This is a genomic window from Stenotrophomonas sp. GD03819 (assembly GCF_029841665.1).
In the GTDB taxonomy this organism is placed as follows: Bacteria; Pseudomonadota; Gammaproteobacteria; order Xanthomonadales; family Xanthomonadaceae; genus Stenotrophomonas; species Stenotrophomonas geniculata.
In genome coordinates this window covers 43,656-55,538 of record NZ_JAOCEW010000016.1, presented here as the reverse complement: position 1 = coordinate 55,538, position 11,883 = coordinate 43,656, and the positions used below count along the sequence as shown (strand labels likewise).

The 11,883-nt window shown below is 65.6% G+C and carries 19 protein-coding genes; 2 read left to right on the top strand and 17 right to left on the bottom strand.

Translation table 11 applies throughout. From position 1 onward, the window contains the following. The first annotated feature begins 370 nt into the window (after window positions 1-370). Window positions 371-1,885, top strand: coding sequence for an acetyl-CoA hydrolase/transferase family protein (locus N5D45_RS11365; protein WP_057503897.1), 1,515 nt, complete (start codon window positions 371-373; stop codon window positions 1,883-1,885). Window positions 1,886-1,980: 95 nt separating this feature from the next. On the opposite strand, the gene N5D45_RS11360 is transcribed toward N5D45_RS11365, so the two are convergent. From N5D45_RS11360 to N5D45_RS11315, 10 genes are all read right to left on the bottom strand, one after another. Further along, window positions 1,981-3,342 (bottom strand): VOC family protein, encoded by a 1,362-nt coding sequence (locus tag N5D45_RS11360; protein ID WP_164193667.1) that lies wholly within the window; start codon window positions 3,340-3,342, stop codon window positions 1,981-1,983. 164 nt (window positions 3,343-3,506) lie between these two features. Further along, window positions 3,507-3,995 carry a hypothetical protein gene (locus tag N5D45_RS11355; RefSeq protein ID WP_072169045.1) on the bottom strand — a complete coding sequence of 163 codons (489 nt, stop codon included), beginning with the start codon at window positions 3,993-3,995 and terminating at the stop codon, window positions 3,507-3,509. Window positions 3,996-4,026: 31 nt separating this feature from the next. After that, window positions 4,027-4,776 carry an HAD family hydrolase gene (locus tag N5D45_RS11350; RefSeq protein WP_072169044.1) on the bottom strand — a complete coding sequence of 250 codons (750 nt, stop codon included), beginning with the start codon at window positions 4,774-4,776 and terminating at the stop codon, window positions 4,027-4,029. Between the two features lie 83 nt (window positions 4,777-4,859). Continuing rightward, window positions 4,860-5,276: an EF-hand domain-containing protein gene (locus tag N5D45_RS11345; RefSeq protein ID WP_019662197.1), complete on the bottom strand. Its 417-nt coding sequence runs from the start codon at window positions 5,274-5,276 to the stop codon at window positions 4,860-4,862. Between the two features lie 232 nt (window positions 5,277-5,508). Continuing rightward, window positions 5,509-5,880, bottom strand: a complete 372-nt coding sequence (locus N5D45_RS11340) for a hypothetical protein (RefSeq protein ID WP_049413267.1) — start codon at window positions 5,878-5,880, stop codon at window positions 5,509-5,511. Window positions 5,881-6,055: 175 nt separating this feature from the next. Next, window positions 6,056-6,406 (bottom strand): Mor transcription activator family protein, encoded by a 351-nt coding sequence (locus N5D45_RS11335; RefSeq protein WP_158229107.1) that lies wholly within the window; start codon window positions 6,404-6,406, stop codon window positions 6,056-6,058. Then, window positions 6,403-6,867, bottom strand: coding sequence for a regulatory protein GemA (locus N5D45_RS11330; RefSeq protein ID WP_279938957.1), 465 nt, complete (start codon window positions 6,865-6,867; stop codon window positions 6,403-6,405). Before N5D45_RS11330 ends, N5D45_RS11335 begins: the two co-directional genes overlap by 4 nt. A gap of 162 nt (window positions 6,868-7,029) precedes the next feature. Then, window positions 7,030-7,212, bottom strand: coding sequence for a hypothetical protein (locus tag N5D45_RS11325; RefSeq protein WP_197573181.1), 183 nt, complete (start codon window positions 7,210-7,212; stop codon window positions 7,030-7,032). Continuing rightward, window positions 7,205-7,573, bottom strand: coding sequence for a DUF2528 family protein (locus N5D45_RS11320; RefSeq protein WP_197573180.1), 369 nt, complete (start codon window positions 7,571-7,573; stop codon window positions 7,205-7,207). The genes N5D45_RS11325 and N5D45_RS11320 overlap by 8 nt, the downstream gene beginning before the upstream one ends. Before the next feature lie 8 nt (window positions 7,574-7,581). Next, window positions 7,582-8,487 (bottom strand): recombination-associated protein RdgC, encoded by a 906-nt coding sequence (locus N5D45_RS11315; protein WP_197573179.1) that lies wholly within the window; start codon window positions 8,485-8,487, stop codon window positions 7,582-7,584. Window positions 8,488-8,569: 82 nt separating this feature from the next. On the opposite strand from N5D45_RS11315, the gene N5D45_RS11310 reads away from it, so the two are divergent. Then, window positions 8,570-8,905, top strand: a complete 336-nt coding sequence (locus N5D45_RS11310) for a hypothetical protein (RefSeq protein WP_197573178.1) — start codon at window positions 8,570-8,572, stop codon at window positions 8,903-8,905. Between the two features lie 83 nt (window positions 8,906-8,988). Here N5D45_RS11310 and N5D45_RS11305 read toward each other — a convergent pair whose 3' ends face one another. From N5D45_RS11305 to N5D45_RS11275, 7 genes are read right to left on the bottom strand one after another with little or no spacing between them, the layout of a single operon-like run. Further along, window positions 8,989-9,669 (bottom strand): hypothetical protein, encoded by a 681-nt coding sequence (locus N5D45_RS11305; RefSeq protein ID WP_197573177.1) that lies wholly within the window; start codon window positions 9,667-9,669, stop codon window positions 8,989-8,991. A gap of 1 nt (window position 9,670) precedes the next feature. Further along, window positions 9,671-10,282: a DUF3164 family protein gene (locus tag N5D45_RS11300; RefSeq protein ID WP_111113888.1), complete on the bottom strand. Its 612-nt coding sequence runs from the start codon at window positions 10,280-10,282 to the stop codon at window positions 9,671-9,673. Further along, on the bottom strand, window positions 10,279-10,533 hold the full coding sequence (locus N5D45_RS11295) for a hypothetical protein (RefSeq protein ID WP_049449803.1): 255 nt from the start codon (window positions 10,531-10,533) through the stop codon (window positions 10,279-10,281). Before N5D45_RS11295 ends, N5D45_RS11300 begins: the two co-directional genes overlap by 4 nt. Continuing rightward, window positions 10,533-11,012 carry a hypothetical protein gene (locus N5D45_RS11290; protein ID WP_197573176.1) on the bottom strand — a complete coding sequence of 160 codons (480 nt, stop codon included), beginning with the start codon at window positions 11,010-11,012 and terminating at the stop codon, window positions 10,533-10,535. Before N5D45_RS11290 ends, N5D45_RS11295 begins: the two co-directional genes overlap by 1 nt. After that, entirely contained in the window at window positions 11,009-11,236 is a 228-nt protein-coding gene (locus tag N5D45_RS11285) for a hypothetical protein (RefSeq protein WP_164255574.1), read from the bottom strand. The genes N5D45_RS11290 and N5D45_RS11285 overlap by 4 nt, the downstream gene beginning before the upstream one ends. Further along, window positions 11,229-11,504: a hypothetical protein gene (locus tag N5D45_RS11280; RefSeq protein WP_111111857.1), complete on the bottom strand. Its 276-nt coding sequence runs from the start codon at window positions 11,502-11,504 to the stop codon at window positions 11,229-11,231. Before N5D45_RS11280 ends, N5D45_RS11285 begins: the two co-directional genes overlap by 8 nt. Continuing rightward, a complete protein-coding gene (locus N5D45_RS11275; protein ID WP_024957596.1) occupies window positions 11,494-11,883 on the bottom strand; it encodes a hypothetical protein in 390 nt (129 codons plus the stop codon). Before N5D45_RS11275 ends, N5D45_RS11280 begins: the two co-directional genes overlap by 11 nt.

Sequence of the window (11,883 nt, the reverse complement as noted above, 5' to 3'; positions counted from 1 at the left end):
GTCGGATCCCTTTGCCAACGGCGAAGGGCTCTGCCCCCGAGATGCCGCCGCTTGATGCCGCGGGTGGGGTCAGAGCCTTTTGCCCTTGGCAAAAGGATCCGACCCTGAAGGGGTGCCGCGTATTCATACTGGGCGGCAGGCAATAAAAAAGCCCGCTTGCAGCGAACTGCCAGCGGGCTCTGCTCCCTCCCCCACGTCGGGATGCAGGGCCATCGTGCGGGCTGCGAAAGCACTTTGCACGCTGCACTGCAAAACAAAACCGGCGGGTATGGGTGAGCCCTCCGGGGAAAAGCCATTCCACGAAGGTAGAACCCCCCGTACGGATGAGGATGGCCGATAATCTGAATTCCCCCCAGCAACACGTGTCGTCATGTCTGTTGATCGCATCGCCAACGCGCGTCTCCGTGACCGCGTGGTCTCCGCAGAGGCCGCAGCCGCGCTGATCCAGCCCGGTGAAACCGTGGCCATGAGCGGCTTTACCGGCTCCGGGTATCCCAAGGCCGTTCCCGTGGAACTGGCCCGCCGCATCGAATCGGTGCATGCCCAGGGCCAGCCCTTCCAGATCAGCCTGATGACCGGCGCCTCCACCGCGCCGGAACTCGATGGCGCGCTGGCCAAGGCTGATGGCATCGCCATGCGCATGCCGTTCCAGAGCGACCCGGATGCGCGCAACCGCATCAACGAGGGCAAGCTGGATTACATCGACATCCACCTCAGCCACGTGGCCCAGCACGTGTGGTTCGGCTTCTACGGCGAGATCGATACTGCGGTGATCGAAGTCTCGGCCATCCGCGAAGATGGCTCGCTGGTGCCCTCCACCTCGGTCGGCAACAACAAGACCTGGTTGGACCTGGCGAAGAAGGTGATCGTCGAGGTCAACGAATGGCAGCCAGCCGGCGTCGACGGCATGCATGACATCTACTACGGCACCGCGCTGCCGCCGCACCGCAAGCCGATTCCGCTGGTGAACGCCAACGACCGCATCGGCGACACCGCGCTGCGCTGCGACCCGGACAAGATCGTGGCGGTGGTGCGCACCAACGGCCCGGACCGCAACAGCCCGTTCAGCCCGATCGATGCAACCAGCGAACAGATCGCCTCGCACCTGATCGAGTTCCTCAAGCACGAGGTGAAGAAGGGCCGCCTGCCGCCGAACCTGCTGCCGCTGCAGTCGGGCGTGGGCAACATCCCCAACGCGGTGCTGGCCGGCCTGGCCAAGAGCGGTTTCCGCGACCTGGCCGCGTTCACTGAAGTGATCCAGGACGGCATGCTCGACCTGCTGCGCGACGGCGTGCTGAGCTATGCCTCGTGCACCGGCTTCGCGCTGAGCCCGCAGGCCAACGAGACGTTCAAGGACAACATCGATTTCTACCGCGAGCGCATCATCATGCGCACGCAGGAAATCTCCAACCATCCGGAACTGGTGCGCCGCCTTGGCTGCATCGGCATGAACGGCATGATCGAAGTGGACATCTACGGCAACGTCAATTCGACGCACGTGATGGGCACGCGGATCATGAACGGCATCGGCGGTTCCGGCGACTTTGCCCGCAATGGTTTCCTGTCGGCGTTCCTGAGCCCGTCCACTGCAAAGAACGGCACCATCTCGGCGATCGTGCCGATGGCCAGCCATGTCGATCACACCGAGCACGACGTGTCGGTGATCGTCACCGAACAGGGCCTGGCCGATCTGCGTGGGCTGACCCCGCGCAAGCGCGCGCAGGTGCTGATCGACAACTGCGCGCACCCGGATTTCCGCCCGCAGCTGCAGGATTACTTCGACCGTGCCAGCCGCGAAAGCTACGGCAAGCACACCCCGCACCTGCTGCCGGAAGCGCTGTCGTGGCACCAGCGCTGGCTGGATACCGGCACGATGAAGGGCTGATTATTCTCGGTTCGCCGGGCATGGCCCGGCGCTACCAGCTTCCAGTGGGTGCGGACCTTGGTCCGCACCCACCACGCGCACCAAAGCGGTGCCGATCAGGCGCGCAGCGCCGCCAGCGATTCCGCCTGCAGCCGCTCGTAGATTTCGAACTCGTCATTCACCGCCACGCCCAGCGCCTGCTCGAAGGCCTCGCGGTTGGCGTGCGCGGCATACGCGCGCTGTTCTTCGCCGCCCAGGTTCGACTGGAAGATGCCCGCGGCACTGACCGGCAGGAAATCCTCGTAGACGATCGGATCGGCCGTGGCCAGTCCGGCGGCCACCAGCACTTCAGCCGGCAGATCCGCCACGCGCTCGGGCGCGGCACGGCCGGCGTCGGTCAGCTGGTAGCGGTAATAGCCCAGCCCTTCCTGGCGCAGCGTGTCATGGTCATCCGGGAAGCTGGCGAACACCGCCTGCAGGCGCTGGCCGTAGTCGCCGCCGGTGCTGCCTTCGCCACCGGCATCGCGTGCCTGCGACAGCAGCTGGTCGTACAGCGCGCGGCCCTTCGGGGTCAGCGCAAGGCCGCGCTGTTCGATCTCGCCGAAGCGCGCGGTATGCGTGCCGGCATCGCCACCTTCCGCGTCCGGGAAATGCACTGCCTCTTCCAGCGCCTTGAAGCTTGTCTGGCGCAGCAGGATCGGGCAGGCGCGGCGCGGCGGGCCTTCGATCACCGCCTTGGCCGCCATGCCGTGTTCGATCATCGCCGCCTGCGCAGCGTCGATATCCAGCGTGCGCGGGGTCAGGTGATTGATGTGCGGGCCGCGGAAACTGACCACGTCGGCCACCAGCCGATGCGCGTTGTGCAGCGCATGGTAGGTCGGCAGGTCGACCGTGGCATCGCCGTGCCAACGGAAGGTTTCCAGTGCTTGCTCGACGAAGCGCTCGGCATCGGCCTGCGCCAGGCCACCGTCACGCTCGGCCTGGTCGATCAGTGCCAGCGCGCCGTCGGTGAAGATGCGGCGGCGTGCGAGGATCTTCGCCGACTCGGCACGCAGGGCTTCGTCTTCGATCAGCTCCAGGCGCAGCAGCGAGGTGAACACGCGGAACGGATTCTGCGCCAGCGCCGCGCCGGACAGCGGGCGGAACGCGGTGGAGTGCACCGGCACGCCGGCCACCGACAGGTCGTAGTAGCCGACCGGGTACATGCCCATCACCGCGAACAGGCGGCGCAGTGTCGCTAGTTCCTGCACGGTACCGACGCGGATCGCGCCATGACGCTCTTCATCCAGGCGCGCACGCTCGTCGTTGCGCTGCAGCTGCGCGGCCAGCGCCGGGTCCTGGGCAAGCACCTGCGCGTTGATCCGCTCCACCAGTTCCACCAGCGTGCCGTACAGCGGCACTTCGGTGCGGTACATGCGGGACATGGCCTGCGCGAACAGGCGGCGGATCACATCAGGCGAAACGAAAGAGGCGCTCATCAGTCACTCGATTGCGGGAACGGGGAACAGCTCGGACCCGTATTGTCGCCGGAGCGCCCGGCGGCGGCGATACGCAGAGCAACATAAGGAAACCGGTAGTGCCGGCCGCTGGCCGGCAACCTCCGGATGCCTGGAATGGTGCAGGTGCCGGCCAGCGGCCGGCACTACCGCTTGAGCTGGCGCTTCAGCGTGGCATCCAGGGTGATCGGCCGGTCCCAGTGCTGGTAGCTGGCCACGATGGCATGGCGCACAGCCCGGTAGTGCAGATTGTCCGGCTTGGTGGGCATGCGCTTGACCACCGCCTCCCAGCCGCCCTCCGGGTCCTGGCTGAAGGCACGCACGCTGTCGCGGCAGGTCTGGCCACTGGCCTTGGCCCAGAAGCAGGCGAAATAAATGTCTCCTGCCTGCCAGCCGTGGGTGGTGAACAGCGCGCTGATGTAGCCGCGCGGCACGTCGGCATAGCGCGACACTTCGTCGAGGAAGGCGTCGGGGTAGCGTTCGGCGTAGTGGTTGATGTCCTGCAGCTGGGCGTCGACCCAGCTGTCGCCGGTGTCCACTTCATAGGTGGCCGAACGCTCGGCGGTCTGCTGGGCCAGCACGGTGGCCGGCGCCAGCAGCAGGAACAACATCAGCGCGCGCAGTCGGTGGTTCATGCCCCGATTCTGCCGCAGCCGACCGGCCCTGTCAGGCCGCAGCGGCCTTGGCCTCGATCGCCGCCAGTGCGGCCGGCCAGTCGTGGGCGGTATCGGCAGTGACCATGCGCGGTTCGTCGTCGGCCACGCCATGCTGGGTCTCGTGGGCCCAGGTCACTGCGTACGGGGTATGCACGCCCCAGCCACCCAGCGTCACCACCGGCTCGATGTCCGAGCGCAGCGAGTTGCCGACCATCACGAAGCGCTGCATCGGCAGGTCGAATTCGGCCAGCACGCGGGCGTAGGTTTCCGGATCCTTCTCCGAGACGATCTCGATGCGCGGGAACAGCTCGGCCAGGTTGGCGACCTTGATCTTGGCTTCCTGGTGGAACAGGTCGCCCTTGGTGATCAGCACCACCGGGTAGTGCTCGGCGATGGCCGCCACCGCTTCACGCACGCCGTCGATCAGCTCGACCGGGTGGCGCAGGGTGTCGTGGCCGATCTCCAGAATGCGCTGGATGTCCTTCGCGTCGATGCGCTGGCCGGTGATGTCGATGGCCGCTTCGATCATCGACAGGGTCATGCTCTTGACGCCGTAGCCGAAGGTGCCCAGGTGGCGCTGCTGCACTTCCAGCAGGTGGCGGGCGGTCTGGGTGTCATGCACGTCGACATAGCGCGACAGCAGGTCAAGGTAATCCTGCTCGGCCTTGCGGTAGTAGTCCTCGCTCTTCCACAGCGTATCGTCACCGTCAAAACCGACCAGGCCGATGGCGCGCGACGGCGCAGGCGTGGGGGTGTTCATCGCCCAAGGATACAGGGGCCATGGTGACGAAAAAACCCGGGCGGCCGAAGCCGCCCGGGTTCCCATACGCCCCGATGCAGGACTTACCTGCCCTGCGCACCCTGCGCTGCGCCACCCGCACCAGCCTGCTGGGCGGCCACGTAGGCCTTGTACTCATCGGCGCTCAGTTCGCCGTCCTTGTTGGTATCAGCCTGGTCGAACACCTGGGCCAGGCCGGCGTTCACCTGCGCCTCGGTCTTGCTGATGGTGCCGTTGCCATCGGTATCGATGCTGGCCCAGGTCTGGCCACCGCCATTGGCCTGCGCCGATGCCGCTGCGGCCGCATTGGTCGCCTGGTCGGCGGCCTGGCCGGCCTGTGCAGCCGCCTGCTGGGCCTGAGCGGCTTCGTTCTGCGCCTGCGCGGCCTGCTGCTTGGCCGACTGGGCCATCGCCGGGATGGCCAGCACGCTGCCGGCGGCGACGATCAGGGCGATCAGGGGCTTGCGGTTGCGAATAGTCATCAGGAGTGTCTCCTACCGATTGGGTGGTGTTGCGCGGCGTGTTGATTCCGCACGGCACCTACCCTGCCACCGCGTTTCTGAATCGATTTTGCGTCGCGAGCGGCGCCCACACGCGCGATTAACCACTGGCCTCCACGCATGCTTTAGCGCGGTGGTTAGGGTGAAGTGAGTGGCTCATAAGATGCGCATTCAGCGCCTCTGCATTTAACCGGCAGGCAACGAAAAACCTGCGTCAGTCGACGGTTTTTTCCGATGACCGCGAACTGAACAACACCCATGCAAGAGCAACACCGGCGAGCGCACCGGCGATTTCCAGCACCACACGGCTGCCAAGTTCGTTCGGATCGTGGATGGTGGCCAGGAAGATGCGCGCGTACAGCGGCGATTCCAGCCGCACGATGCCCATGTAGAACAGCTTCCACGCATCGATGCCGGCGGCGATGATCACGGCGATGACGCAGGACCAGCCGATCGCGTGCCCCATCGACCACCGCAGCAGGCGGCACAGCTGCGACCACAGGAGGTACACGAGCAGGCCGACCAGCAGGGCAATGGCGCCCGCTTCCAGGGTGCCGAGCAGGCCGAAGTGCAGGGGAAGGTTCATCGGGTGGGCAGGGATGAAGAGGCGGCCAGTGTAAGGGATCTGCTTCGGACCCAATCGTGTTCAGGGGTGAGATATATCGGGGGGGGCTGCGAGATATCTAGCCGGAAGACCCCGGAAGAAGGCTGACAATGGCGGATCGATATGAAAAGCCGTTGCGCCTGGCGCAATCCCTGAATCAGACGAACAGATCCAGCTGATCCAGTCCGCCTGCCCGCGCCTGGGCCCGGCGAATCAACCGACGGATGCTTCTTTCGTGCATACCGGTGTCGTGTGCAAGTTTAGCGGTAGAGGTGCCTGCGAGGTAGGCCCGCAAGATCTCGATCTCCCGCTGCGTAGCTTTGAAGTGCGCGTCCTTCGGGTACGTGATGGTCTGTCCGCCCCAGTGCTCGGCCAAGCTATCGGCCACCGCTGCCCCCACCAAGTCAGCAACCTCGGTGGGGAGCGCGTGCTCACGACCCAGCAAACCCGCCACCACTTCGGCGATTTCACTGAGGAGTTCGTGACGGCGGGCCTCCATCGACTTCATGCCGAAGGAGCCTCCCGCCGGGCACGGCGATTGGCGTCGATCTGAAGAGCGGCAATCACTTTGGACAGCTGATCCGGGTTGCACCATTCCAGGCGTCCTACCTTGAACATGTGGCGTGCCACCGAATGTGCATATTCCCACTCGCGCCCCGAATCGGCCAGCAGCGCCTCGATCTTGGACAGCTGCGGGGACAGGTCGCCCTTGGGACGACCGGCCCAGCGCTTGGCTGCATACGCTGCCTTGGCGGGGATGCCACCCAGCCGGCGCAACTCGTTGGCGATCGCATCGAGCTGCCGGCGATCGCACTTGCCGGCGCTGCGCTGGGCAATGCCGTGCTCCCTGGATACACGCTCGACCAGGTCACGGTAGACCTCCTCCGGGAGGCCGAGCTTCTTGGCACCGGCGTGGATCGCGGCCAGTACTCGGTTACGGCCGTCGCCGACCTTGCGAGCGCGGGTCATGCCCTGCTCCCTGTGCCTTGAGCGGCCCGGAGGGCGGTCTGCCAAGCCGGAACGTCCTGGCCAGTCCGATCGAGAAGCCGCAGCAGGCCGTCGCGTGCACCAGGCACGATACGGCCACCGTCCTTCACGACGACGGCCACCTGGGACTTCTTTGTCAGCGGATCACGGCGCATCAGCATTACCTTTTTGGCTGTCGCTCAGAACCTTCGCTCGGTCGCCGTAGTGCGGCATGTTGTCGTAGCCGCAGTCGTTGCACTCCCAGCCCGTGTCGAGGAACCAGGAGCCACAGCGTATGCAGTGCTCTTTGTCAGGGTCGACGCCGCCGATGTGTAGCTTCTCAACCATGCGGCACCTCCACTTCCTCAACCTGCATGAGGCAGGGATCAAGGTCAGGCCGGTCGTCCCAATCAACGAGGCGGATCCCGTGTGGCGATGGCCACCCTTCCAGCTGATCAAATTCGCGCTGCATGCCCTCGGTCGAATAGCTGGAGTTCACGTCCAGCACCCAGCCCATGAACTCGGCGCCCGCCATCTTGATGACGGCGAGCACTGCGTCTCCATCGGCCTCGTCGAGGCGCTCATCAGCACCGGTCCAGAACTTGTTGATTTCCGTCGCCAGCTCCGGCGTCAGGATGCCGTGGTCGATCTCCAGCTGTACCTGGCCTTCGCCCCAGTCACGTTCAATTCGGTAGCGCTTGATGGTCATGTTGGGCCTCACGGGGTCTTGGAAAGGTGGAAGGCCTGTTCCAGCACCAGGAACAGGCGGCGGATCTCGCCGCTCTGCAGGGCGAAGCGGGCGTCGAACTCGGCGCGGCGGCCGTCGTCGTCGGCTTGCTCCAACTGAGAGAGCGCGCCGTCCAGGAACTTCAGCTTGCGCACCACCAGGTCATCGCCCAGCTCGAAGGACAGCGCGTCCTCCAGCACCAGGGCCAGCTTGGTGACCTGCTTGCCAGCGTCCAGGTGCTTGTCGATCTCGTCGCTGCGCAGTTCCTGGTCGCTGCAGCGCACCTTGGCGCCACCGTCGACCGGATCGCGCAGCTCGGCGGACTCGCCAAGGGACAGACCATCCGGCAGCGGCTCGCCAGCGATCCAGCCGGTCAGGATCGAGCGCGGCGCGACTTCGGCGTTCAGCGGCATCGCCGGGAAGCTGCCCAGCAAGCCGCGGATATCGGACACGAAGGCCTCGCCCACCTTGCGGCTGGAGGTGTCCACGGCCACATAGCCGTGGGCAAGGTCCAGGATGGCGTCGTGGCGGCTGTTCTTGACGAAGGCCTGGGGCAGCAGTTCGTGCAGGATGTCGTCCTTCATGCGCTTGCGCTCACGACCACCAGGTCGGCGCCCCTGTTCCTGTTCCATGACCTGAAGACGGGTCTCCAGCACACGGTTGACCACAGCGCTGGGCAGGACCTTGTCCTCGCCGCCCACGGTCAACCAAAGGAAATCGCCCTGGCGGCACGACAGGTGTTCCTGCTCCTCACGGCCGAAGGGGGAAATGAAGCCGCGCGAGTTCATTTCCAGCGGTCCAACCGGCTTCAGTACGCCATACGGCAACACTGATTCGACTTCGGAGAAGTCGGTGCTGGGTGGGAAGCGGAACAGCGTCAGGTTACGTACGAACACGGAGATGACTCCTGTTTGAGGTGGATCCCTCGCTGGTAGGCTGGCGGCGCCAACCACTCCACACCTACACAGCGAGGGATCCATGAAAGAAGAGACACTTGGCGAGGCGGTTTACGAGTTCCTGCAAGCGTGTTTTATGGGCAATGACAAGCCGAAGAGTGTGGAAAACTGGCAGTTGTTGCTCGAGCGACTTGATGGGGGCGGTGATTTGTCAGCTGCTGACGTAGCAAGATGGGATGATCAAACTCGAGCCCAGCTCTACTCAGTGCTCTCCGTTGCATTGATCAAGCTCACACTCAGGCGCGACGCCGACGTGCCAGGGCGAATGCCCGGCTGCAGGCCTGATCTACTGACCGAATCAGCCGTAGAAGTGCTCGTAGGGCTGATAAAGGCATGCGGCGCGAAACCGCCATTCTGACCGTCGCGAACATAATGCGGGTGGCCGTTCTGCTCGGCAGATCGGCCACTGGCCAGCGTCGCTCAGTCTGATGGTCGGACACTTCAACCCTCCTTCGTCAAACTGATAGAGCAAGGGCCCTGCCAAACCAGCACAGGTGGGTGGAGTAGCAGCGCGAGGATGGCGTCCAGCGCAGCCTGTGCTTGGGCTTCGCACTTCTCGGCCATGCCATGCCCGACCTGGCGAGCAATGGCCGTGGCCACGTTCCGCTTCGTCTGCGGGTCGCGCAGGCTGCACACAAAGTCGAGCCCGTCCATGCCCCGGATCGCGTCAGCCGTGGTAGACGCCATCGCACCTGCCGCCTGCTGGGCGCAGGGACCGCACATGGGCGACTCGGGCGCACCGGTGGGCATGTCGCAGTTGACGCAGGCATGACGCGGCCCGGTGGTGGCCACCTCGCGGTCGGTGCGTTCTTCGAAGTGCAGCAGGCCCGGCTGGGAGATATGGCGCTTCAGGCGCCAAGGGAAAACGTCCCCGCGCGCTTCGATGTAGCGCACCGCCTGGCGAATGGCATAGCGAGCAGCGGTCGCGTCTTCGCCCTGGATGTTGCCGCAAGTGGCGTCGAAGAAGCGCAGCCCGTCCAGCTCCACGGCCGGCGCGTGGATTTCCACGTCCGCCCGTGCAGCCTGGTCGGCGATCGCCACTGCCAACGCCAGGGTGTTGGCGTTCAGTGCACCGCGAACGCCATCGAAGCGGAAGGTGCAGGTATCTCGGATCTGCGGCATGTCAGACCCCCGCCACGTCGAGAGAGATCGGCTGGTACTGGCCGCGTGCATCGCGCTCGTAGAACCGCACATAGGTCTTGCTGCCCACCACCGTGACCGCATCGCTGATTGCTTTCATCGCCTGCTGCCAGCGCGGATCATCGAACTTGAGGCGATGCAGCGAGAGCACCTCGCCGGTCTTGATGCTGCCGTCCTGGCCCACCTTGAAGGCACTGTTGACCAGGGTGCGCAACTCGGCACGGGAGCCTTCTGTCCAGTCGTTCAGGCACTCATCGATGAGGGCCTTGGCCGCCTGCAGGCGCTCATCGAACTGGATGCTGTCCTGGCAGGCGCGCAGGATCTTGTAGCGGCCGTCGTAGGTGTACAGGCTCACGTTGCCCTTGTCGCCGCCGATCTTGGCGCCGTACTGCTCGCCACTGAGCTGCACGAAGGCCGCAATGTCAGCGAAGGTGTCCGCCTTGAAGGTGCGCAGTTCTTCGCGCAGCTGCAGGGCGCGCTCGATCTTCTCCTGCACCAGCTGGTCGCGGGCCAGATCGATCGGCTTGATCTGTGCCTCGGGTACCAGCCGACCGTTACGGTCCTCGCGGTAGCCTTCGGGAATGGATGGGGTCATTGGGCGCCTCCTTGGGCGGCGGGGGTGGCAAACGGTTGAGTGGGCCGAAGGACGTCGGGGACGCCTTCGACGTGGATCGGGCTGGTGGCGGTGAACCAGTCGGCGCGCCAGCGGCGGGCCGCATCCAGCGAGATGCCGAGCAGGCCGGAAATGCGCTGTGGGGTGAGCTGGCGCGGGTTCTGCGTACGGGCCCACAGTGCAAAGCGCATCGCGCGCAGGTGGTCGTAGCGCTGGCGGCCGGTACGTGCCATCACTCCACCCCGCCGAAGATGCGATCGAAGTGGTTGTGCAGTGAATCGACCAGGCGGCCACCGAGGTAAGGCGGCAGCTCACCTTCCAGATCCTCCTGGGACTGGCATACGGTGCCGATGGAGGGCGTCAGCGGGCCTTTGTCGAAGGCGGGGCCTTTGTATCCGCCAGCAGCGGATTGGGCCTTCTGCGTCCCTGTCGTACCTGGCCGAGTGCCGCGCACGCGCTGTGCCTGCGCGGCGGCCAACGCCGTCGGGTCGATCTTCCAGTCGGGGTTGAGGCGGTAGTTGCGGGCCAGCCCTTCGCCAACGCGCAGGATCATTCCGCATCGCACCGCTTTGGCGACCGCGTTGGACACGTAGCCGCGGTACTGGAAGCCGTGCTCCATCACCCGGTCGATCAGGTCGTCAGACCGGACCACGCTGCCGCCCAGCGACAGGGCGATAGCATGCTGCAGCGCGGGGCTGGGGATGGCGCTCATGGCTGAACCACCTGCGGTTGGGTGACGCCGGCCTCGGAGCGGGTCAGCACGATGACCGGCGCCGGGTTGGGCGTGGTGCGGGCGACGACGCAGACCACGGCGCGGTGCTTGCCGTCGACCTTGCTGCGTGCCTCGGCATCCGCGATGGCCGGGGCCGGATCGGTGAAGGCGTCACCGCCCACCCACTCGGCCGGGACTACCAGGAACTGGCCACGGTCAGCCATGTGCCACCTCCTTCAGCATCGGCGGACGCTGGGTCCACTCCAGCTGCACGCCCTGGTACTCGGCGGCCATCACGCGGTCCTGGCCGCCGCTGCCGTTGGGCTGGCGGCGCTTGAGGTGGCCACCCACCATCGTCGGCGGGCGGTCCAGGATCAGTACCGCGCGACGGCCATTGCTGTGCAGGCCCAGGATCTCGACGCCGCTGTTCTCCAGCTCGCGTGCGGTGTTGGCGGCGGCATACAGCACGTCGGAATTGCGTTCATGGTTCATGGTTGGATTCCTCGTCGGTAGCGGGCTTGTCCAGCCCGAGTTGTCCGTACAGATCCGGGAGCGCAACGCGCTTCATCGCGCTGACCTGCTCCAGGGAGGTCATGGCGCGCCCGACCAGGAAGGTGCAGGCGCGGTCCAGTTCGGCCGCACTGGCGGCAAGGTGGTAACCGTGAGCCGGGTGGGCGCAGATCGGGTGCCCCTCGCGCCGCAGCTGCTCGATGATCTGGCGCAGGCGGCGCTCGTCGGCAGTGCTGGTACGTGAGGTGATCTGCTGCACCAGGTCGCGGGCGGTGATGCCGTTGACGGCGCCGCGACGGCCCTGCAACTGCAAAAGCACGGTCTGTGGGGACAGCTCTTGCGGTAGCAGGGCCAGCTGCAT

Excerpts from the sequence above, each read along its gene's own strand:
- N5D45_RS11365 (WP_057503897.1), top strand. The coding sequence starts at position 371 with ATGTCTGTTGATCGCATCGCCAACGCGCGTCTCCGTGACCGCGTGGTC.
- N5D45_RS11360 (WP_164193667.1), bottom strand. The coding sequence starts at position 3,342 with ATGAGCGCCTCTTTCGTTTCGCCTGATGTGATCCGCCGCCTGTTCGCG.
- N5D45_RS11355 (WP_072169045.1), bottom strand. The coding sequence starts at position 3,995 with ATGAACCACCGACTGCGCGCGCTGATGTTGTTCCTGCTGCTGGCGCCG.
- N5D45_RS11350 (WP_072169044.1), bottom strand. The coding sequence starts at position 4,776 with ATGAACACCCCCACGCCTGCGCCGTCGCGCGCCATCGGCCTGGTCGGT.
- N5D45_RS11345 (WP_019662197.1), bottom strand. The coding sequence starts at position 5,276 with ATGACTATTCGCAACCGCAAGCCCCTGATCGCCCTGATCGTCGCCGCC.
- N5D45_RS11340 (WP_049413267.1), bottom strand. The coding sequence starts at position 5,880 with ATGAACCTTCCCCTGCACTTCGGCCTGCTCGGCACCCTGGAAGCGGGC.
- N5D45_RS11335 (WP_158229107.1), bottom strand. The coding sequence starts at position 6,406 with ATGAAGTCGATGGAGGCCCGCCGTCACGAACTCCTCAGTGAAATCGCC.
- N5D45_RS11330 (WP_279938957.1), bottom strand. The coding sequence starts at position 6,867 with ATGACCCGCGCTCGCAAGGTCGGCGACGGCCGTAACCGAGTACTGGCC.
- N5D45_RS11325 (WP_197573181.1), bottom strand. The coding sequence starts at position 7,212 with ATGGTTGAGAAGCTACACATCGGCGGCGTCGACCCTGACAAAGAGCAC.
- N5D45_RS11320 (WP_197573180.1), bottom strand. The coding sequence starts at position 7,573 with ATGACCATCAAGCGCTACCGAATTGAACGTGACTGGGGCGAAGGCCAG.
- N5D45_RS11310 (WP_197573178.1), top strand. The coding sequence starts at position 8,570 with ATGAAAGAAGAGACACTTGGCGAGGCGGTTTACGAGTTCCTGCAAGCG.
- N5D45_RS11305 (WP_197573177.1), bottom strand. The coding sequence starts at position 9,669 with ATGCCGCAGATCCGAGATACCTGCACCTTCCGCTTCGATGGCGTTCGC.
- N5D45_RS11300 (WP_111113888.1), bottom strand. The coding sequence starts at position 10,282 with ATGACCCCATCCATTCCCGAAGGCTACCGCGAGGACCGTAACGGTCGG.
- N5D45_RS11295 (WP_049449803.1), bottom strand. The coding sequence starts at position 10,533 with ATGGCACGTACCGGCCGCCAGCGCTACGACCACCTGCGCGCGATGCGC.
- N5D45_RS11290 (WP_197573176.1), bottom strand. The coding sequence starts at position 11,012 with ATGAGCGCCATCCCCAGCCCCGCGCTGCAGCATGCTATCGCCCTGTCG.
- N5D45_RS11285 (WP_164255574.1), bottom strand. The coding sequence starts at position 11,236 with ATGGCTGACCGTGGCCAGTTCCTGGTAGTCCCGGCCGAGTGGGTGGGC.
- N5D45_RS11280 (WP_111111857.1), bottom strand. The coding sequence starts at position 11,504 with ATGAACCATGAACGCAATTCCGACGTGCTGTATGCCGCCGCCAACACC.
- N5D45_RS11275 (WP_024957596.1), bottom strand. The coding sequence starts at position 11,883 with ATGCAGCTGGCCCTGCTACCGCAAGAGCTGTCCCCACAGACCGTGCTT.